General features: G+C 74.0%; 16 protein-coding genes and 1 pseudogene. 4 read left to right on the forward strand and 13 right to left on the reverse strand.

Translation table 11 applies throughout. The features are described from left to right. Positions 1-27 precede the first annotated feature (27 nt). Together PV341_RS31455 and PV341_RS31460 are read right to left on the reverse strand one after the other, a co-directional pair. Positions 28-1,810: pseudogene (locus tag PV341_RS31455) on the reverse strand (IucA/IucC family protein). A 67-nt stretch (positions 1,811-1,877) separates the two neighbouring features. After that, entirely contained in the window at positions 1,878-3,146 is a 1,269-nt protein-coding gene (locus tag PV341_RS31460) for a diaminobutyrate--2-oxoglutarate transaminase family protein (protein WP_500359614.1), read from the reverse strand. Between the two features lie 203 nt (positions 3,147-3,349). On the opposite strand from PV341_RS31460, the gene PV341_RS31465 reads away from it, so the two are divergent. After that, on the forward strand, positions 3,350-4,525 hold the full coding sequence (locus PV341_RS31465) for a trypsin-like serine peptidase (protein WP_500359610.1): 1,176 nt from the start codon (positions 3,350-3,352) through the stop codon (positions 4,523-4,525). Between the two features lie 69 nt (positions 4,526-4,594). On the opposite strand, the gene hflX is transcribed toward PV341_RS31465, so the two are convergent. The 6 genes from hflX to miaA form a co-directional block, all read right to left on the reverse strand. Further along, positions 4,595-6,094: a GTPase HflX gene (gene hflX, locus PV341_RS31470; protein WP_500329038.1), complete on the reverse strand. Its 1,500-nt coding sequence runs from the start codon at positions 6,092-6,094 to the stop codon at positions 4,595-4,597. Between the two features lie 144 nt (positions 6,095-6,238). Continuing rightward, the gene (locus tag PV341_RS31475) at positions 6,239-7,723 is read right to left on the reverse strand and encodes a M1 family metallopeptidase (RefSeq protein WP_500329039.1); all 1,485 of its coding nucleotides are present in this window, start codon (positions 7,721-7,723) and stop codon (positions 6,239-6,241) included. A 72-nt stretch (positions 7,724-7,795) separates the two neighbouring features. After that, a complete protein-coding gene (locus PV341_RS31480; protein ID WP_500329040.1) occupies positions 7,796-9,928 on the reverse strand; it encodes a RelA/SpoT family protein in 2,133 nt (710 codons plus the stop codon). A gap of 152 nt (positions 9,929-10,080) precedes the next feature. Next, on the reverse strand, positions 10,081-10,959 hold the full coding sequence (dapF, locus tag PV341_RS31485) for a diaminopimelate epimerase (RefSeq protein WP_499514411.1): 879 nt from the start codon (positions 10,957-10,959) through the stop codon (positions 10,081-10,083). A gap of 16 nt (positions 10,960-10,975) precedes the next feature. Continuing rightward, the gene (locus PV341_RS31490) at positions 10,976-11,452 is read right to left on the reverse strand and encodes a hypothetical protein (protein ID WP_500329041.1); all 477 of its coding nucleotides are present in this window, start codon (positions 11,450-11,452) and stop codon (positions 10,976-10,978) included. A 99-nt stretch (positions 11,453-11,551) separates the two neighbouring features. Continuing rightward, positions 11,552-12,493 carry a tRNA (adenosine(37)-N6)-dimethylallyltransferase MiaA gene (miaA, locus tag PV341_RS31495; protein WP_500359611.1) on the reverse strand — a complete coding sequence of 314 codons (942 nt, stop codon included), beginning with the start codon at positions 12,491-12,493 and terminating at the stop codon, positions 11,552-11,554. 108 nt (positions 12,494-12,601) lie between these two features. On the opposite strand from miaA, the gene PV341_RS31500 reads away from it, so the two are divergent. Continuing rightward, positions 12,602-12,841 carry an antitoxin gene (locus tag PV341_RS31500; RefSeq protein WP_499514409.1) on the forward strand — a complete coding sequence of 80 codons (240 nt, stop codon included), beginning with the start codon at positions 12,602-12,604 and terminating at the stop codon, positions 12,839-12,841. Between the two features lie 31 nt (positions 12,842-12,872). On the opposite strand, the gene PV341_RS31505 is transcribed toward PV341_RS31500, so the two are convergent. From PV341_RS31505 to PV341_RS31520, 4 genes are all read right to left on the reverse strand, one after another. Then, entirely contained in the window at positions 12,873-13,568 is a 696-nt protein-coding gene (locus PV341_RS31505; protein WP_500329043.1) for a class III extradiol ring-cleavage dioxygenase family protein, read from the reverse strand. Positions 13,569-13,593: 25 nt separating this feature from the next. Next, entirely contained in the window at positions 13,594-13,923 is a 330-nt protein-coding gene (locus tag PV341_RS31510; protein WP_499514407.1) for a hypothetical protein, read from the reverse strand. Positions 13,924-13,967: 44 nt separating this feature from the next. Beyond that, a complete protein-coding gene (gene miaB / locus PV341_RS31515) occupies positions 13,968-15,458 on the reverse strand; it encodes a tRNA (N6-isopentenyl adenosine(37)-C2)-methylthiotransferase MiaB (RefSeq protein WP_500359615.1) in 1,491 nt (496 codons plus the stop codon). A gap of 112 nt (positions 15,459-15,570) precedes the next feature. After that, positions 15,571-16,458 (reverse strand): MBL fold metallo-hydrolase, encoded by an 888-nt coding sequence (locus tag PV341_RS31520; protein ID WP_500329044.1) that lies wholly within the window; start codon positions 16,456-16,458, stop codon positions 15,571-15,573. A gap of 132 nt (positions 16,459-16,590) precedes the next feature. Here PV341_RS31520 and PV341_RS31525 point away from each other — a divergent pair, with 132 nt between their 5' ends. Both PV341_RS31525 and PV341_RS31530 read left to right on the forward strand, forming a co-directional pair. After that, positions 16,591-17,574, forward strand: a complete 984-nt coding sequence (locus tag PV341_RS31525) for a TAXI family TRAP transporter solute-binding subunit (RefSeq protein ID WP_500329045.1) — start codon at positions 16,591-16,593, stop codon at positions 17,572-17,574. Between the two features lie 121 nt (positions 17,575-17,695). Then, a complete protein-coding gene (locus tag PV341_RS31530; protein ID WP_500359612.1) occupies positions 17,696-19,534 on the forward strand; it encodes a bifunctional serine/threonine-protein kinase/glutamate ABC transporter substrate-binding protein in 1,839 nt (612 codons plus the stop codon). Positions 19,535-19,570: 36 nt separating this feature from the next. On the opposite strand, the gene PV341_RS31535 is transcribed toward PV341_RS31530, so the two are convergent. Continuing rightward, positions 19,571-20,901 (reverse strand): endonuclease/exonuclease/phosphatase family protein (locus PV341_RS31535; protein ID WP_500359613.1); only part of this gene is annotated, 1,331 nt, incomplete at its 5' end.

A 20,901-nucleotide genomic window follows, 5' to 3' on the forward strand; every position in this document is an offset into this window, starting at 1 on the left:
CGCCACGGTGGTCGCGGCCTCCTCTCGTCAGGCGGTGAGGGGGTTGGGGACGGTGACGTAGACGGACTGGGTGTCGACGGGGCCGGCCAGCTCGTCCATCCCGTGCAGCCGGGTGAGGAGGTTGGCCTTGCAGCGCAGCCCGGGTTCCGCCAGCAGCCGTGCGGGCAGGCCGGAGCGGCCGGTGCGGGCGGCCTGCTCCAGGAAGCGGCGCAGGGCGGCGAGGAGCACCCGTTCGTCGGCGAGGCGCTGGGAGCCCAGGGCGCCGACCAGGCCGAGGACGTTGTTGACGCCGAGGTAGTAGGCGAAGCGCTCGTCCGCCACGGCGTCGGCCACGAAGGTGTCGCTGCTCCCGCCGGCCCCGGGCAGCAGGGCGGTGAGCCCGGCGCGCGCGGACTCGCGGAAGTAGTAGCCCTGGTTGTCGCGGTAGCGGCCGCCGGCCGGCCAGCCGTGGGCGTCGAGGACGACCAGGGTGTTCTGCTGGTGGGCCTCCAGGGCGATGCCCGCCTCGCCGTCCAGCCACAGCACCGGCCGGACCACGGCGTCCAGGTAGCGCAGGAACCACTCGGTGGCGACGGCCGTCACCGGTCGTCGGGTACGGGACGCGAGCCGGCCCAGCAGTTCGCCGAGCCGGGACCGCAGGGCGCCCCCGTCCGGCGCGGGGCGCAGGGCCGTGATCCCGGCGAGGCAGCGCACCTCGTCGCCGGGGCCGAAGGGGTTGTGCCGCAGGACGACGTCGAGGCCGGGTACGGGGGCGCCGGAGGCGGTGCCGACGGCCAGCCAGGCGGGGTCGCGGACGATGTCGAACCCGGGGTGCGCGGCGTGCCAGCGCGCGGCGAGGCCGGCCCGCAGCAGCCGGTGCACCTCGACGCCCCGGTGGAGTTCCTTGCGGAGGTTCTCGCGGCGGGAGTTGGTGATCCGCAGGGCCAGCGAGAGCTTGAGCATCGCGGGGGCGCCCGGACGGAACACCGTGCGCAGCGAGGACGTGGGGTGCCAGGGGTCGCCCGCGGCCCCGAGGTCGTGGAGGAGCCCGGCCTCCAGCAGTGCGCGCACCGCCGGGCGGTGGGCGACCTCGCGGGCCTGCCAGGGGTGGAGCGGCAGGGCCACGGTGCCGGCGGGCAGCCGCCGGGCGAGTTCCGGTCCGGCGAGGGCCGCCAGCAGGTGCTCGGCGGGGACCGGGCGGCCGCGTTCGGTCCAGGCGGAGTCGGTGGCCAGCAGCGAGCGGTGCACGGACAGCCAGTGCAGGGCGAAGGCCCCGCGCGTTTCCGGGGCGTAGACCACGGCCTCGGTCTCGGTGAGTCCTTCCCGGCCCTTGGGCGCGGCGTGCGGAGAGGAAGGCGGCGGTCTGGCGTACGGAGTCGGCGACCCGCGCGACGAGGCCGGGACCGTCCGGACCGGCCGCGGCGGCCTCCCGTGCGAGCAGCGCGGCGAGGGTGACGGCGTCCAGTGCGGCGCCCCCGGCGGCGGGGCGCGGGGCGCCGAGGCGGTGGTGGCCGACGGCCGACCAGTGCAGGACCGGGACGAGGAGTTCCGCGCCGCCGGCGGGCAGCGGCACGCGCAGGGTGCGGCCGTCCGGCTCCGGTGGCAGCCCCGTCTCGCGGACCCAGCAGCGCAGCAGGGCCTCCGTGCCGGCGGCGTCGGCGGCGGCCCACGGATCCGCCTGCTCCAGGGGGTCGTCGCCGGGTGACGGGGCGGACGGTCCGGGCAGCCCGGCGTGGGCCGGCGGTTCGGCCCGGCCCGGCATTTCGGCCGCGGCGGCGCGCTGCTGGGGGACGGCTGCCACGGTGGCTTCGTCGCCGGGACGTACGGTCATCGCTTCGCTCCGTGAGGGGTCGGCGCCCGGTGCGGTCCGCCCCGGGGCGGGGCCGGTGGGCACGAGGTCACGCCCGGACCGCCGTCGCCGCGACGAGGGCGTCGGCGAGGCGGTCGAGGACGGCTTCTGACTGTTCTTCGGTGATCGTCAGCGGGGGCAGCAGCCGGATCACGGCGGCGTCGCGGCCGCCGAGTTCGACGATGAGGCCGCGGCCGCGGACGTCGCCGACGCAGGGGTGCTCCGCGGCCAGGGCCCGCAGCCGGGCGAGCATCCGGGCACCGAGCTCGGCGGCGCGCTCGGCGAGGCCGTTGCGCCGCACGTAGGCGAGGGTGGCCGTGCCCGCGGCCATGGCGAGCTGGTTGCCGCGGAAGGTGCCCGCGTGGGCACCGGGCTGCCAGGAGTCGAGTTCCTCGCGGTAGACGATGACGGCGAGCGGGAGGCTGCCGCCGATCGCCTTGGACAGCACCATCACGTCCGGGACGACGCCGCTGTGCTCGACGGCCCAGAAGGTCCCGGTGCGCCCCACGCCGGTCTGCACCTCGTCGGCGATGAGCGGGATGCCGCGGGCCGCGGTGAGGTCGCGCATCCGCCGCAGCCAGGTGTCGGGGGCGGGGATGACACCGCCCTCGCCCTGGACGGGTTCGAGGAGCATGCCCGCGGGGGGCTGGATGCCGCCCTTGGGGTCGTCGAGCAGGTTCTCCGTCAGGCGGGCGGAGAGTTCGGCGCCGTGTTCCCCGCCGACGCCGAACGGGCAGCGGTAGCCGTACGGGTAGGGGAGCCGGGTGATCCGGGCGTCGACGGCGCCGGCCGCGCCCCGCACGGCGATGTCCCCGGTGGCGGCGAGGGCGGCGGCGGTCATGCCGTGGTAGCCGCCGGAGAAGGCGAGCAGTCCGCTGCGGCCGGTGGCGGTGCGGACGAGTTTGAGGGCGGCCTCGACTGCGTCGGTGCCGGCCGGGCCGCAGAACTGGATGCGTCCGTGGTCGGCGAGTTCGCGCGGCAGGGTCTCGAAGAGCGCGGTGGTGAAGGCGTCCTTGACGGGGGTGGCGAGGTCCAGCACGTGGAGCGGGGCACCGGAGTCGAGGACGGCGCGGATGGCCTCGAGGACGACGGGGTGGTTGTGGCCGAGGGCGAGGGTGCCGGCGCCGGAGAGGCAGTCGAGGTAGCGGCGGCCGTCGGCTCCCTCGACGGTCATGCCGCGGGCGCGCACGGGGACGACGGGCAGCGAGCGGGCGTAGGTGCGGGCGGCGGACTCGCGCGCCGACTGACGCCGCAGGATGCCCTCGGTGTCGTCGAACTCGCCCTCGTGCACCGCCGGTCGGCTCCTGGCGCTCGGCATGGCGGCCACGTGCTCACTCCTCGGTGTCGTCTGCTCCGTCCCCGGAGCTACCAACGACGCACGCGCTTACCGGCAACTGTCTCGGGCCGAGATCCTGGCGAGGAACCGCGGGTGCGGCACCCGCCGTCCTCCCTTCGAGGGCACGGTGAGGCGTTGCCCTTGAGCGGGCAGACGACATGTTCACAACAGGGGGACCACAACCCATGGCACCGATAAGCCGGTTGGCCGTGGCCGCCGTCGCCGCGGCGCTGCTCGCCGTGACCGCGACCGCCTGCGGCCCGTCCGACGACAACGCCGACGCCAAGCCGAGCCCGACACCCAGCGCCACGGCCGGTGACGGCGGCCTCCAGCTGCCGACGGCCCTCCCGACCAGCCTCGACGACCTGGACCAGTGGGCCGACGCGCTGAAGAACGGCGGCTGGAAGGACTGGGACAAGGACAAGTGGCTGCGCGACGCGGCCGACTTCATCAATCCCGTCATCAAGGACCTCTGGGACGCCGACCGGCTCCGCAACGCCGACGGGACCCCGGACGACGAGCAACGGCCCGACCTGGGGCGGGTGGACGACGGCACCACCGACCGCGAGCCCGCCGCGATCCGGGCGCAGCGCCTTTCGACCCCGTACCACGAGGCCTCCCCGGCGACGGGCAAGCTGCTCTTCGACATGCCCGACGGCCAGGCGGTCTGCTCGGCGACCGTGGTCGGCGATCCGGCCAACCCGGGCCGCAGCAACCTGGTGTGGACGGCGGGGCACTGCGTGCACGCCGGCGCCCAGGGCGGCTGGTACCGCAACATCGTCTTCGTGCCGTCCTTCAACGACACGGGCCTGAGCGGCGCCGCGCTGCGGAGCGCCACCAAGGAGCAGCTCGCCCCCTACGGCACGTGGTGGGCGACGGAGGCGGGGACCTCCCAGCAGTGGATCGACGGGGGCGGGGAGTCCTCGGAGACGAGTTCCGCCTACCCCTACGACTTCGCGGTGCTGAAGGTGACCAACCCGGACTCCGGCACGTCGCTGGAGGAGACCGTCGGGGCGTCGGTGCCGGTCTGGTTCGACGCGCCCACCTCGGCCGGCATCGACTCCATGGACATCCGCGGCTACCCCGCCGCAGCCCCCTTCGACGGCTTCGGCTACCAGCAGTACCACTGCTCGGGCGACCCGGTCCGCCTCGCGCTGGACCCGGGGGCACCGACCATGCACTGGCTCGGCTGCACCATGACGGCGGGATCCTCCGGCGGCGGCTGGTTCGCCCGGGGGCCCGGCGGGAAGCCGGCCCTGGTCAGCAACACCTCCATCGGTCCGCAGGACAGTCCGCGCTGGCTGGCCGGACCGCATCTGGGCGCCGAGGCCGAGGAGGTCTTCGACGCGATCCGCGGCTGACACCGCCGCCGGACACGAGGAGGGCCCGCCCCCGGCCTGGGGCGGGCCCTCCTCGTACGTGCGTGCCGCCTAGCGGCGCGCGACCAGCGCGAACGGTTCGAGCTCCGCCGCGAGCTCGTCGTGCACCCGCGCCTTGAGCAGGGTGCCCTCGCCGGTGTGCTCCTCGGAGAGCACCTCGCCGTCCGCGTGCACGCGGGCGACGAGCGCACCGCGCGTGTACGGCACCAGGGCCTCGATCTCGACGGCGGGCCGCGGCAGCTCGTCGTCCACCATGGCGAGCAGCTCCGCGATGCCCCGCCCGGTGCGGGCGGATACGGCGATCGCGTGCTTCTCACGGCGCAGCAGGGACTGCAGCAGCACCGGGTCGGCGGCGTCCGCCTTGTTGATCACCACGATCTCCGGCACGTCCAGCGCGCCGACGTCGCGGAAGACCTCGCGCACGGCGGCGAGCTGCTCGTCCGGGTTGGGGTGCGAGCCGTCCACCACGTGCAGGATGAGGTCGGCCTCGGCGACCTCCTCCATGGTGGAGCGGAACGCCTCGACCAGGTGGTGCGGCAGGTGCCGCACAAAACCGACGGTGTCGGCCAGGGTGTAGAGCCGGCCGCTCGGGGTCTCCGCCCGGCGCACGGTCGGGTCCAGGGTGGCGAACAGCGCGTTCTCCACCAGGACGCCCGCGCCGGTGAGCCGGTTGAGCAGTGAGGACTTGCCGGCGTTGGTGTAACCGGCGATCGCCACCGAGGGCACCTTGTGGCGCTTGCGCTCCTGGCGCTTGAGGTCGCGGCTGGTCTTCATCTCCGCGATCTCCCGGCGCATCTTGGCCATCTTCTCGCGGATGCGCCGCCGGTCGGTCTCGATCTTGGTCTCACCGGGACCACGGGTCGCCATGCCGCCGCCCGAGGAGCCGGCGCCACCGCCACCCATCTGCCGGGACAGCGACTGACCCCAGCCTCGCAGCCGCGGCAGCATGTACTGCATCTGCGCGAGCGAGACCTGGGCCTTGCCCTCACGGCTCTTGGCGTGCTGCGCGAAGATGTCGAGGATCAGTGCGGTGCGGTCGACGACCTTGACCTTGACGACGTCCTCGAGGTGGATGAGCTGGCCGGGGCTGAGCTCACCGTCGCAGACCACGGTGTCCGCACCGCTCTCCATGACGATGTCGCGCAGCTCCTGGGCCTTGCCGGAACCGATGTAGGTGGCCGGGTCCGGCTTGTCACGCCGCTGGATGACACCGTCCAGGACGAGGGCGCCGGCGGTCTCGGCGAGGGCGGCGAGCTCCGCGAGGGAGTTCTCGGCGTCCTGCACCGTGCCGTCCGTCCAGACCCCGACGAGCACGACCCGCTCCAGGCGGAGCTGGCGGTACTCGACCTCGGTGATGTCCTCGAGCTCGGTGGAGAGGCCTGCGACGCGGCGCAGCGACGCCCGCTCGGAGCGGTCGAACTGGTCGCCGTCACGCTCTCCGTCGATCTCGTGACTCCAGGCGACGTCCTCTTCCATCAGGGCGTCGGCCCGAAGGCTCTCGGGGAGGCGCTGGCGGCTGCGGGCAGAAGAAGAGGAGGAAGAGGAGGTCATTGGATCCTTTGCTCGAAAGATCGGCGGGACGGGGGGCTCTCGCCCCTCGTACGGAGACAACGCCGAACGGACCCGGAGGATTCCCCCGGCCCGGGCACGCCGCCGTCGCCGCACCTAGATGGTCGCACGGTCGTCGCCGCCGGGTCACGCGACTTTCCCCGCCTTGCGCCGGTGCGCGGGACCGTGCACCGGTTTGGCGGGCACGGAGCGCTTCCAGTCGGGGTGGCCCGGCATCGGGGGCGTGGTCGGGCCGTAGAGCCAGGCGCCCAGGAAGCCGCCCAGGTCGCGGCCGGCGACCTCGGAGGCGAGGGCGATGAAGTCCCGGGTGGAGGCGACCCCGTCGCGGTGGCGGGCGACCCAGGCCCGCTCCAGCCGCTGGAAGGCGTCGGCGCCCATCTCCTGGCGCAGCGCGTACAGCACGAGCGCTCCGCCGTAGTAGACGTTGCCGCGGAAGATGCCGAGCTTGCCGTCGGCGCCGGGCGGCTTGGGGGCGGCGGCCGGGCCGCCGTCGCGGCGCAGACGCGCGTCGGCGCCGTAGGCGGCCTTGGCCAGCTGCTCCAGGGTGAGCTCGTGGTAGTGCTCGGCGGCGTAGCGCCACTGGTACCAGGTGGCGTGCCCCTCGTTGAGCCACAGGTCGGACCAGGTCGCGGGCGAGACGCTGTCGCCGAACCACTGGTGGGCGAGTTCGTGCACCATCACCGGAGCCGCGTCGGCCTCCCGGGCCAGCAGCACCCGCCGCTCGAAGAGCGAGAGGGTCTGGGTCTCCAGCTCGAAGCCGGTGACGGTGTCGGCGCTGAGGATGCCGTACGTCTCGAAGGGGTACGGGCCGACCTGCTGCTCCATCCACGCGATCTGCCCGGCGGTCATCGCCAGGCGCTTCTCCAGCTTGGCCCGGTCGGGGTCGGCGGAGCCGACGACGTCGCGCAGCGGGAGGCCGCCGGGGCCGGTGCGGCGCAGCACCGCGGAGCGGCCGATGGAGACCTGGGCGAGCTCGGTGGCCATCACGTGGACGGTGCGGTAGTTCCAGGTCGTCACGGGGCCCTTGCGGACGGCCGTCTCGGGCAGGCCGCTGGCGACGACGGTGAGGTCGTTCGGCGCGGTGACGTGGAAGGCGAAGCGGGCCTTGTCCGAGGGGTGGTCGTTACAGGGGAAGACGGTGTGGGCGGCGGCTGCCTGGTTGGCCATGGCCAGGCCGTCCTTGGTGCGGATCCAGCCGGTGTCGCCCTTGACCGCGGGGTCGCTGGTGTGGACGACGGTCACCCGCAGGCGGTCGCCGCGCGGTACCGGGACGGCGGGGGTGACGACCAGTTCCTCGCGCCAGGTGCTGAACGCCGCCCGGCGGCCGTTGACCTGCACGGAACGGACGTCGCCGCGGAAGTCGAGGTGGAAGCGGTCGAGGGTGTCCGTGGCGAGCGCGTCGACCCGGGTCACCGCGTCCAGGGGCCGGTCGTTGCCGCGGTAGGTGAACGAGATGTCGTAGTCGTAGACGTCGTACCCGGGGTTGCCGAGTTCGGGGTAGAGCCGGTCACCGAGCCCCGCGGGCGTCGCGTCGCCGGGCAGTCCGGCCGCGGTGAGCGCCACCACGGCCGCCGCGGTGACGGTGGCACGGCGCGCAAAGGATCCGATCATGGGATACCGGTATCAGCGCACCGTGCCCGCCCGACGGCGGCACGTCAGCACCCCACCCGATCGGGTACTCCCCTACGGCTGCGCGGCGGCCACGGCCTCCTGGGCGCGGTACACGTCGTACACACCGGGGACGGCGCGCATGGCGCGCATGAGGGCGGGCAGCGCTTCCGGGTCGGGCAGTTCGACGGTGTAGGTGTGGCGTACGCGGTGCTCCTGCGGCGGCTCCACGGCCGCGTAGACGATGGCGACGCCCTGGGTGGCGATCACCTCGGTGAGGTCGGCGAGCAGCCGGGGCCGGCCGAGCGCCTCGGCGTAGAGGGTGGCCCGATGGCCGGTGACGGGGGCGTCGGAGCGCCAGTGGACGGCGACCCTGGCGCGGCCCGAGGCGGCCATGCGCGCGGCGACGGGACACTCGCTGCGGTGCACGGCGACGGTGCCGCCGCGGATGGGGAAGCCGGTGATCCCGTCGGGCGGCACGGGCGTGCAGCAGCGGGCCATGCGGACGGCGGTCCCGGGCGGGTCGGTGTCCGCGAGCGGTTCGGCGGCCCTGCGGGCGGCCGTCGCGGCGGCGCGGACGGCGGGGGCGGCCGGCTCCTCCTCGGCGGTGGCCGCCGGGTGGGCCTCCAGCCAGCGGGCGATGGCGATCCGGGCGGCCGGGGTGCGGGCGTGCTCCAGCCACTCGGGCGACGGCCCGTACCCGTCCCCGTCCCCGTCGGTGGCCTCGGCCATCAGGAGCTGGACGGTGTCGCCGTCCCGCAGGACCGTGCCGAGCGGCGCGAGCCGCCCATTGACGCGCACGCCGACGCAGGAGTGGGCGCCCTCACCGTGCAGTGCGTACGCGGCGTCGGTACAGGTGGCGCCGTCGGGCAGGCCCACGGTGCCGCCGTCGGCGGAGAAGACGGTGATCTCGCGGTCCTGGGCGAGCTCGTCGCGCAGGGTGCTCCAGAAGAAGTCCGGGTCGGGGGCCTCGCGCTGCCACTCCAGCAACCGGGCCAACCAGCCGGGGCGCGTGGGGTCGACGCGCTCGCCCTCGTCGGAGTCCGCCGCCTCGGCGGTGGCGTACGGGTTGCCGAGCGCGATGACCCCGGCCTCGGCGGTGTGGTGCATCTGCCGTGTGCGGATGAGGACTTCGGCGATGCGGCCCTCGCCGTCGCGGATGGCGGTGTGCAGCGACTGGTACAGATTGAACTTGGGCGCCGCGATGAAGTCCTTGAACTCCGCGATCACGGGGGTGAAGCAGGTGTGCAGTTCACCGAGGACGGCGTAGCAGTCGGCGTCCTCGGCGACCTGGATCAGCACCCGCCCGAAGTCGCTGCCGCCGGGCTGCGCGCCGCCGCGCTTGAGCCGCACCCGGTGCACGGACACCACGTGCCGGGGCCGTACCTCGACCTCGGAGCTGATGCCGGCCTCGCGGAGCACCTTGCGGACGTCCTCGGCGACGGCGCCCAGCGGATCGGGCAGGGCGGCGTGCTCCAGGATGAGTTCGGTGGTGCGGAGGTAGTCCTCGGGGTGGAGGATGGCGAAGACCAGGTCCTCCAGTTCGGTCTTCAGCGCCTGGACGCCGAGGCGTTCGGCGAGCGGGATCAGCACGTCCCGGGTGACCTTCGCGATGCGGGCCTGTTTCTCGGGGCGCATGACGCCGAGGGTGCGCATGTTGTGCAGCCGGTCGGCGAGCTTGATGGACATGACGCGGACGTCGTTGCCGGTGGCGACGAGCATCTTGCGGAAGGTCTCGGGCTCGGCGGCGGCGCCGTAGTCCACCTTCTCCAGCTTGGTGACGCCGTCGACGAGGAAGCGGACCTCCTCGCCGAACTCCTCCCGCACCTGATCGAGCGTCACATCGGTGTCCTCGACGGTGTCGTGGAGCAGCGACGCGGTCAACGTCGTGGTCTCCGCCCCGAGTTCGGCGAGGATCAGGGTCACGGCGAGCGGGTGCGTGATGTACGGCTCCCCGCTCTTGCGCATCTGGCCGCGGTGCGAGGACTCGGCGAGCACGTACGCCGTGTGCAGGATGGCGAGGTCCGCGCCGGGATGTCGGGCGCGGTGCACCTTGGCGATGTGCTCGATGGACTCCGGCAGCCGGCCGGCGCGGCCGCCGGGGCCCAGCAGGGCGGCGCGCCCCAGCCGGCGCAGGTCCGCGGCCCGGGGGATGCGCCTGCGTCCTGCGGCGCCCGGGGCGGTCTCCACTGCGTTGTCCGGTCTCATGCGGCACCTCCGGCAGCGTCACCCACCGGCGGGATGGCTTCCGTGCCGGTGCTTGATGCTACCGAGCCCATCACGTGCCGCTGCCACGCTCTCGCCCAGCGTGATCGGCATCACCCGTTCGAGCGAATACCGGGCCCTCGGAGCGGGTATCCTCAGCCGCCGTCGCCGAGCCAGGCCGGATCGATGACGCCCTCGGCGACGATCACGGCGGGACCGGTCATCTCGACGGTGCCGTCGGGACGTTCGGTAATCACCAGGGTGCCGCCCGGCAGGTCGACGCGGTACGTCTCGGGACGGCCGGTGACGGCCGGGTCGCGGCCGTCGCGCCGGGCCGCGGCGACCATGACGGCGCAGGCCCCGGTGCCGCAGGAACGGGTCTCGCCGGAGCCGCGCTCGTGGACCCGCATGGCGACGTGGCGCTCCCCCCGGTCGACGACGAACTCCACGTTCACACCGTCCGGGTAGGCCGCCGCAGGCGTGTGGGCCGGGGGGTCCAGCAGCTTGCCGGCGTCGGCGAGGTCGTCGACGAAGGCGACGGCGTGCGGGTTGCCCATGTTCACGTTGCGGGCGGGCCAGCTGCGCTCGCCGACCGCCACCTCGACCTCGCCGGCGGGGAGCGCGGCGCGGCCCATGTCGACGGTGATGTCGCCGTCCTTGTCGATGTGCACCCGGCGCACGCCGGCGCGGGTCGCCACGGCGACGTCCCCGGCACCGGTGAGACCGGCGCGCCGGAGGTAGTGGGCGAAGACCCGCACGCCGTTGCCGCACATCTCCGCAATGCTGCCGTCACTGTTGCGGTAGTCCATGAACCACTCGGCCTCGGCGGCCATGGCCGCGGCCTCCGGGTGCTTCGCCGACCGCACGACCCGCAGCACCCCGTCGCCGCCGATCCCGGCGCGGCGGTCGCACAGGCGCGCGACGGTCCCCGCGGTCAGGTCGAGGGCCCCGTCGGGGTCGGGGATGATCACGAAGTCGTTCTCCGTGCCGTGCCCCTTGAGGAAGGGCAGGCCCTGCGGTGCTGCGCTGGTCATGCGCCGAGTCTACGGGTCAGCGCAGACGGGCGACCCGCCAGAAGGCGAGCAGCGTCAGCACCACCGTGATCGCCGCGTACAGCGCCACGAAGCGCCAGTCCGGGCGGCGGCCGGAGCCGCGGGCCGGCAGCCCCGGCCAGGTGTAGCCGACCCGCCGGGCGGCCATGATCCCCCAGCCCGCGGCGCAGCAGCCCAGCAGGAGGCCGAGCATCGCGACGACGGCACCGCCGTCGCCGGTCTCGAAGGCCAGCGGGAAGGCGAACATGAGCGAGCCGAGCACGCCGAGGGCGACGATCGGGGCGAGCTGCCACGCGCGCAGGCGCCGCTCGGGACGCAGCTCGCGGAAGGACTGCTCCTCCTCCGCGAGGGTCTGCCCGTCCAGTGGGTCCTCCAGGGGGCCGTCCACCACGAGCCGGTCGCGCGGCTCGAGCTCCTCGCCAGAGGTGCGCTCGGTGTGTTCCGGCTGCGGTCCGTTGCGAGGGCCGGCTTCCATCGCCACGCGCCCTCCCAAGAAGTCCGACACCGTAGCTCCGATGCTCGATGATGGCACGCTCGAAGAGGCGTCAAGTGCCGCTGGGGCGTCCCGATGCCATCACGTGATCAGGCTGTGACCGCCCGACCGGGCGGGGCCGAGCAGGGCGAGCGCCTGGCCGACCAGTTCCTGTCCACGGCCCGCCAGCCAGTGCACCCGGCCGTCCCGGCGGAACCACGAGTCCTGCCGGCGCGCGAAGCGTTTGGTGGCCCGGACGGTCTCGGCGCGCGCCTCCGCGTCCGTGCACTCCCCGGCCAGCGCGGCCAGCACCTGCTGGTAGCCGAGCGCCCGGGAGGCCGTGCGCCCCTCGCGCAGGCCGGCCGTCTCCAGGGCGGCCACCTCGCCGACCAGTCCGGCCTCCCACATGCGGTCGACCCGCAGCGTGATGCGTTCGTCGAGCTCCGGGCGGGGGACGTCGACGCCGATCTGGACGGTGTCGTACACGGAGTCGTGCCCGGGCAGGTTCGCGGTGAAGGGGCGGCCGGTGATCTCCACGACCTCCAGCGCGCGGACGATCCGCCGGCCGTTGCTGGGCAGGATCGCGCGGGCCGCCTCCGGGTCCACGGCGGCCAGGCGGGCGTGCAGCGGGCCGGAGCCGAGCGTGTCGAGCTCGGCCTCCAGCCGGGCGCGCACCTGCGGGTCGGTGCCGGGGAACTCCAGGGCGTCGATGGCGGCGCGCACGTAGAGCCCCGAGCCGCCGACGAGCACGGGGGTGCGACCGGCGGCCAGCAGCCGGTCGATCTCGGCGCGGGCGAGGCGCTGGTACTCGGCGACGCTGGCGGCCTGGGTGACGTCCCACATGTCGAGCAGGTGGTGCGGCACGCCCTGCCGCTCGTCCTCGGTGAGCTTGGCGGTGCCGATGTCCATGCCGCGGTAGAGCTGCATGGAATCCGCGTTGACCACCTCGCCGTCGAGGGCCTGCGCAAGGGCGACTCCGAGGTCGGACTTGCCGGCCGCGGTGGGGCCGACGACGGCGATCACGTGGGGGACGTCGATTCTCACGTGCACAGTTTCGCAAATTCCGGCGGCGCGGATTCACCGGTGGACGGGTAAGATCTTTACGGGAAAGGGGTCATTTCCGGCAAAGGCATCCACGGGAGACGGTGACGCATGAGCTTCAAGGACACGCTGAAGGCCAAGGCCGAGCACGCCAAGGCCAGGGCCGGCGCGAAGGCCGGCGACTTCATGGAGCACCACGGCGAGTCGATCGGCTCCCGCCTGGACAAGGTCGCGCGCACGGTCGACGAGAAGACCAAGCACAAGTACAGCGGGAAGATCCACAAGGGCGTGGACAAGACGAAGGACGCCATGGAGCACCTCAAGGAGGGCGGCTCCAAGGGCACGCCCTGAGGACGGTCCCGGACCCCGGGGACCGGCCGGTCTACGACCAGGCCGCCACGAAGTAGCCGACGCCGTAGGGCGCCTGGTCGTACAGCAGTTGGCCACCGAGCCCGGCGCCGTCCGCGGCGCCGGCCAGGACCTGCCACGGGGCGCGGCCTGCCGCCCCCAGGTCGGTGGCGAGCCGTGCGTCCAGGGCCGCCAGCGCCCCGGTGTCGGCGGCACCGAGGGCGCGCGCCACGGACGCGTCGAAGGGCTCGGCCCGCTCGTCGAGGTAGCCGGGAGCCTTGAGCGTGCGGGACGTGGTGCCGTCGCCCATGACCAGCAGCGTCACCCGGTCGGCCAGCCCCGCCAGTCCCTGTCCCAGCTCCAGCATCCTGGCCGCCGGCGCGTGCGCGGGCACGGCGCAGGCGTGCAGGGGCGCCGCGGAGCCCGCCTGCGTCAGGAGCCAGGCCGCGAGCGTCAGCGACGGGGCCAGGGGCTCGGGGTCGCTGCCGTCGCCGAGCCGCACCGTCAGGTTGACGCCGTACGGGCGCAGCGAGCCCGTACCGCCGCCTTCCCAGACGTGCGCGGAGTCCGCGGCACCCACCACGACCAGCAGATCGGCACGCGCGGCGGCCAGCACGGCCAACGCGTCGGCGCAGGCGGCGCGCAGCGGGTCCAGTTCCGGCGCCGCGCCCGACGCGACGTCGGGCACGAGCAGCGGCGGACAGGGGCAGACGGCGGCGGCGACCAGCATGATCGGAACCCTACCGTCCGCCGTCTCAGAAGCCCTCGGGCACGCGGTCCCAGGGCTCGGCCGTGGCGGCGACCTTCGGGTCCTTGCTGTCGCGGACCAGCTCGGCGACCGTGAAACGGCAGATGTAGGTCGTGGTCACACCCTCGTTGACCTGGACGAACCCCTCCCCCGAGCGGTACAGCCAGCTGCGCCGCACGCTGAACGGCTTGCTGGGCCGGTAGGCCAGCGCCGCCTCCTCCAGCTTGCCCAGCGCCTCCTCGCGCGTGCCCTCGGCGTGGCCGAGGAGCTCGAACTCCCAGCGCCTGGCGTCGCCGCTGCCCACGGTCTCCTCGGCGAAGAGCCCCCAACGAGCCATCCGTGTCCCCCCTCGTCTCCGCGGTCCTCGCGGACCCCGCTCCGTCAGTCGCAGCCGCAGCCCGGCGCGGCGACCGCCGCTGCGGGAACGGGCGCGCCGATCGTCGGCAGGCCCAGCATGACACCCGCGGGCTTGGCCGCCGCGGCCGAGGTACGCCGCTCCCAGGCGTCGCCCGCCGCAGTGCGGCGGACGCCGAAGGCCGGGCTCTCGGCGAGCAGGTGGTGCGGCGCGGCGTAGGTGATCTCCGCCATGACCATGTCCCCGGGGCGGACCGGCTCGGCGGGCGGCGCGAAGTGCACCAGGCGGTTGTCGGGGGCGCGGCCGGACAGGCGGTGCGTGGCGTCGTCCTTGCGGCCCTCGCCCTCGGCGACCAGCACCTCCAGGACGCGGCCGACCTGCTTCTTGTTCTCGGCCCAGGAGATCTCCTCCTGCAGCGCGACCAGCCGCTCGTAGCGCTCCTGGACGACCGCCTTCGGCACCTGCCCCTCCATCTCGGCGGCGGGCGTGCCCGGGCGCTTGGAGTACTGGAAGGTGAAGGCCTGCGCGAAGCGCGCCTCGCGGACGACGTGCAGCGTCTGCTCGAAGTCCTCCTCGGTCTCGCCGGGGAAGCCCACGATGATGTCGGTGGAGATGGCAGCGTCCGGCATGGCCGCGCGCACCTTCTCGATGATGCCGAGGTAGCGGTCCTGCCGGTACGAGCGGCGCATCGCGCGCAGCACGGCGTCGGAGCCGGACTGCAGCGGCATGTGCAGCTGGTGCATCACGTTCGGGGTCTCGGCCATGGCCGCGATCACGTCGTCGGTGAAGTCGCGCGGGTGGGGCGAGGTGAAGCGGACCCGCTCCAGGCCGTCGATCTTCCCGCAGGCGCGCAGCAGCTTGCTGAAGGCCTCGCGGTCGCCGATGTCGGAGCCGTAGGCGTTGACGTTCTGGCCGAGCAGGGTGACCTCGGTGACGCCCTCGGCGACCAGCGCCTCGACCTCGGCGAGGATGTCGCCGGGGCGGCGGTCCTTCTCCTTGCCGCGCAGCGCGGGGACGATGCAGAAGGTGCAGGTGTTGTTGCAGCCGACCGAGATCGACACCCACGCCGCGTAGGCCGACTCGCGCCGCGTCGGCAGCGTGGACGGGAAGGTATCCAGCGACTCGGCGATCTCGACCTGCGCCTCTTCCGCGATCCTGGCGCGCTCCAGCAGCACGGGGAGGCTGCCGATGTTGTGGGTGCCGAAGACGACGTCGACCCAGGGGGCCTTCTTCACGATCGTGTCCCGGTCCTTCTGCGCCAGGCAGCCGCCGACGGCGATCTGCATGCCCGGCCGGGCGGCCTTCTGCGGCGCCAGGCGGCCGAGGTTGCCGTACAGGCGGTTGTCGGCGTTCTCCCGGACCGCGCAGGTGTTGAAGACGACGACATCTGCGGACACCGTGCCGTCCTCGTCCTTGGGCGCGCGGACGTAGCCGGCCGCCTCCAGGAGGCCTGCCAGCCGCTCGGAGTCGTGGACGTTCATCTGGCACCCGTAGGTGCGGATCTCGTAGCTCTTCACATCCTGCTCTTCACGCTGCACCCATCCAGGGTAAGGGCGCGCCGCGCGCGCTCGTGCCCGCGCCCGCCCCCGCGCGGACGGCGCCGGGCGGCACCGGGCGGCGCCCGCCGCATCAGGTGCCGGGTGGCTCGGCGAGGAGGCGGTGGCCGCCCGCCCCCGGGACGACGCTTCCCGCGGTGGGGGGCGGGAAGTGGGTGCCGAGCAGCAGGGTGTCCGTACCCGCGTACGCGCTGAGCAGCGCGCGGCGGGTGCGCACGGCCAGGGCCGCGTCGGAGTCGGCGGTGCTGGTGATCGCGGGGTCGGCGATCTGCACGGGGTGGTGGAAGCTGTCGCCGGTGACCAGCGCGGACCGCCCGGCACCGTGCAGCTCCACCGCGACCTGCCCCGGGGTGTGCCCGGGCACCGCCAGGAGACGGATGCCGGGGGCGGCCTCCACGGGGGCGTCGGCGACGTCGGCCAGGTCGAGCAGTCCGGCGTCGCGGACCGGCAGCACCGAGTCGCGGAAGACCTGCCGGTGGTCGTCGTCCAGGTCCGTGCCCGCCCAGTGGTCCCATTCGGCACGGGAGACCAGGTAACGGGCGCGGGGGAAGGCGGGCACCCAGGTGCCGCCGTCGTCACGGGTGTTCCAGCCGACGTGGTCGGTGTGCAGGTGGGTGAGGATCACCAGGTCCACGGCGTGCGGCGGGAAGCCCGCCTCCGCCAGCCGCCGCGGGTAGTCGGTGGCGAGCCGGTGCCACGCGGGGTCGGACCGGGTCTTGCCGTTGCCGATCCCGGTGTCCACCAGGACGCGCAGGCCGCCGGCCACCACGGCGAAGGTGTGGGTGGCCAGCCGGAGCGTGCCGTCGGGGGCGGCGAAGTCCGGCCGCAGCCACGGCGCCGCCGCCACCACCTGCGGGGTCGCGGCGGGCAGCAGCCGCCGTCCGGTCGCCGCGGGCAGCGTGGTCTCGTCGACGCGGTGCACGACGAGGTCGCCCACCGTCCAGCTCACGTTGCGTCCCATGGCGGGGCCTCCCTTCGGGCGGGGTGCGCCCTGGGACGAGTGTTCCCCGCGGGGCGGGCCGTCACCTGCGGTGACCGGACGCGGCCGGAGGGCACTGGCCAGCGCGGCGCCGGGCCTGGCACTATCGCGGGGATGGAGTTCCCCCGTATCGGCAGACGCAGGGCAGTGCAGGCCGTGCTGGCGGTGGCGGCGGCGGTCGCGCTGCTGCTGTGGTGGGTGCTGCCCTCCGACGGGCCGTCGTACCCGAAGGACCGGGTCGACTTCGCCACCGGTGTGCGCAACGGCGTGTACGACACGTACGGCAAGCGGCTCCAGCCCTACCTGCACACCGACCTGCCCGGGGTGCCGGTGCGCCTGGTGCGGTCCGAGGGGTCCGTGGACAACGTCCGGCGGGTGGCGACCGGCAAGGCCCACTTCGCGATCGCCGCGGCCGACGCCGTCGCCGACTACGACGGCCCGGGCGCGGGGCGGCTGCGTGCCTGCGCCCGGCTGTACGACGACTACATGCAGCTCGTGGTGCCCGCCGACTCGCCCGTGAGGTCGGCGAAGGACCTGCGCGGACTGCGGGTGGGGATCGGCCAGCCCAGCTCCGGGGTGAGCCTGATAGCCCAGCGGCTGCTCGAGGCGGCGGACCTCGGGGAGCCCGGGGACGTGCGGCGCCGGACGGTCGGCATCGACCGGGCGCCGGAGATGCTGCGCCAGGGGAAGCTGGACGCGTTCTTCTGGTCGGGCGGACTGCCGACCAAGACCATCGCGAACCTGGCGGAGACCACCAACGTGAAGCTGGTGCAACTCGGCGACCTGGTGGCCCGGCTGCACGCCGAGAGCGACGAGTCGGCCTACTACCGGCAGGCCGTCATGCCGGCGGACGCGTACCCCATGGTCCAGGGAGGCCGCGCGGTGCAGACGATCGCCGTGGCCAACCTGCTGATCACCACGGACCGGACGGACACCGGGCTGGTGGAGCGCCTCACCCGCACGGTGATCGACAGCCGTGACCGGATCGGTCAGGAGGTGCACGCCGCGCAGCTGATGGACCTGCGGACGGCGGTCTTCACCGACCCGCTGAGGCTGCACGCCGGCGCCGAGCGCTACTACCAGTCCGTGAAGCCCTGAGCCCTGGACCGGTACGGACCATTGCGCCCGACATGTGATCGTCCACCACCCCGGGGACGATGTTCATCACCGTCAGAGCCCCCTAACCTGTAGCGGACCACGTACCGATGGGGGAACACGCATGAGTACTGGGGGGATGCCGCACACCCTCGTCGACGGCCGCTACGAACTGCGCCGGCAGTTGGGGCGCGGCGGCATGGGCGTGGTGTGGGAGGCCTACGACAACCGGCTCGGCCGTCAGGTCGCCGTCAAGGAGCTGCTGTTCCGGGGCGCGCTGGACCCGGAGACGCAGGCACAGTGGGTGGAGCGGGCGCGCCGGGAGGCGCAGGCCATCGCCCGGATCGGGCACGAGCACGTGGTCGCCGTGCACGACGTGATCGAGGCCGACGGCCAGGTCTGGATCGTCATGGAGCAGGTCAACCCGCACTCCTTGGCGGACCAGTTGCGCGAGCAGGGCCGGATCCCGGCGCTGCAGGCGGCGCGGATCGGCCTGGAGGTGCTGCGCGGACTGCGCGCGGTGCACGCGGCCGGGGTGCTGCACCGGGACGTGAAGCCGCACAACATCCTGTTCCGCCGGGACGGGCGGGCGGTGCTCATGGACTTCGGGATCGCCACCTTCGAGGGCGCGGCCCAGGTGACGCGGGTCCACGAGACCGTCGGCACCCCGCAGTACCTGGCACCGGAGCTGGCCAACCGGCTGCCGCCCACGCCCGCCTCCGACCTGTGGTCGCTGGGCGTCACCCTCTACGAGATGGTCGAGGGCCGGGCCCCCTTCCGCGGCCCGACGCCGTACGAGGTGCTGGAGGCCGTCCGCACGGCCGAGGTGCCGCCGACGGCGCACGCGGGGCCGCTGCGCCCGCTGATCGACGGGCTGCTGGTCAAGGAGCCGGGGGCGCGGCTGTCGGCGGAGCGCACCGAGCAGTTGCTGCAGCACGTGGCCCAGGAGACCCCGCAGTTCCCGGTCGGCGTCTACCCGGACTACGACCCGGACGCCACGCGGACGGACGGGTCCGGCGGCACCGCACAGCAGGTTCCCGACTCCGTGGCCCCGTCGCAGGATCCGCGGCCCCCGCGACCGCGCCCCTCCCGGCGACGCTGGTACGCGCTGGCGGCGGGCGGGGTCGCCCTCGCGGTCCTGGCCGCGGGCGGGTGGTTCGCCGTCCACCGGCTGGGGGACGACGGCCCCGACCTCTCCTCCTCGCCGACCTACCGGACGGCGCGCGACCGCGGCTACCTCGTGGTCGGCGTCAAGAAGGACCAGCCGGGCCTCAGCGAGGCCTCCAGCACCGCCAAGGACGGGTACGAGGGGTTCGACATCGACCTCGCGAGGGCCATCGCCAGGCATCTGGGCTTCGACAAGGTGCAGTTCACGGTCGTGGACACCCAGTCGCGCGAGTACTTCCTGCGCGCCGGGTACGTCGACTTCATAGTGGCGAGCTACTCCATCACGGAGGAACGCAAGAAGTCCGTCGACTTCGCGGGCCCCTACTACCAGGCCGGCCAGGACTTCCTCGTCCGCGAGGACGCCCCCGTCCACAGCGTGCAGGACCTCTTCGGCCGTCACGTCTGCACCGTCACCGACTCGACGCCGGCCGAGCGGCTCCGCAAGGAGTACCCGCAGATACGGACCGAGCAGCAGACCTCGTACGGGCTGTGCGTCGGCCAGCTGCTGGCGGGGAAGGTCGACGCCGTCTCCACCGACGACATCATCCTGGCCGGATACCGCGCGCAGCACACCGGGCAACTGCGGCTGCTGGGCGTCCCCTTCGGGACCGAGGAGTACGGCGTGGGGCTGGCCCAGAACGAGCCCGAACTGAAGCACGCCATATGCGACGCCATCAAGGACGAGATCTCCTCCGGGGCGTGGCGCGCCTCGTACGTCAAGCACCTCAAGCCGTTGGCCTCACAGGAGGTGGCGGACCAGCGGCCGCGGCTGGACGAGATGAGCGAGTGCGACTGAGGCCCGCGCGACCGGCCGGTCGCGCGGGCCCGCCCGTTACGACAGGGCGAACGTGGTGACCACGGCGGCGTGGTCGGAGGGCCAGGCGTTGCCTGCCACGTCCGGTTCGGGGCGGGGCTCCCCGGTGACCAGGGTGGTGGAGTCCAGTACCCGCAGGCCCCGCCCGGCGTACAGGACGTAGTCGATCCGGTCCTGCGGCTCGGGCTCGGGGGTGACGGGTGACCAGGTGGTGCCGGGCTCGCGCACGGGGTCCGGGTGGGCCTCGCGGTAGGAGTCGCGCAGTCCGGCGGCCTCGGCGGCGAGGGTGACCGGCCAGGGCACGGGTCCGTACCCGCCGTGCAGGGGCGCCGCCTCGGCGGTCCAGTCCAGGTGGGAGGGGACGTTGAAGTCGCCGACGAGGACGACCGGGGTGGTGTCGCGGGCGGCGAGGTCGCCGGCCATGTCGTGCAGGATGTCCCGGATCTGGTCCACGCGTCCCGAGGCCGCCTCGTGCTCGACGAGCACCTCGACCGGCTGCCGGTCGTGGAGGGCGTCGTAGGGGCCGTACGGGGTGTAGTTCAGGTGCGCGCTCCACAAGGTGACGTCGTGGCCCTCGTCGAGCCGGACGGTGGCACCGAGGCCACCGTAGAACGGGCTCGCGGGCAGGCCGTGGCGGGAGACGATCGGGTAGCGGCTGATGACGCCGAGGTTGTCGCCCGCCTGGTGGTGGTCCCAGCCCAGCGCCTCGGCCAGTTCCTTGGCGGAGTGCGTCCGCGTCTCCTGCAGGCCGACGACGTCCACGTCGGCTTCCAGCAGCACGCGCAGCTGCTTGTCCCGGTGGTCGTCGACGCGGGTGCCGCCGAGCCACAGGTTCCAGCTCATGACGCGCAGCTCGCGCACGACGGTTTCACCCGCCGCGACGACCGGCACACGCACGGTGACGGTGGTGGAGCGGCCGTCGGCGTCCGTGGCGGTGACGGCGACCTCCGCGTCGCCGGGTGCGTCGGGGGTGCCGGTGATGGTGCCGTCGGCGGAGACCCGCGCCCAGTCGGGGCCCGCGGTCCCGGCGTAGGTGACGGGGGCGCCGCGCAGGAGCCCGGCGACCGTGGCGCGGAACGGCTCGCCGACGCGGGCGCGCCGGCTGGTGAAGGCGGGCACGAGGAAGGACGGGGGCCGCGCGACCAGGGCCCGCAGCACAGAGACGTCGGCCCGTTCCAGGCTGCCGAGCACCGCGCGTCCGGCGCCGGGGGCGATGGGCGCCAGGGAGGGCACGGCCAGCACGCGGCAGCCGGCGGCCTCGGCGGAGGCCACACCGGTCGGGGTGTCCTCGACGGCCACGCACGCGCCGGGGTCCACGCCGAGGGCGTGGGCGGCGGCGAGGTAGGGGT

The sequence above is a fragment of the Streptomyces sp. PA03-1a genome (assembly GCF_033792805.1).
Taxonomy (GTDB): domain Bacteria; phylum Actinomycetota; class Actinomycetes; order Streptomycetales; family Streptomycetaceae; genus Actinacidiphila.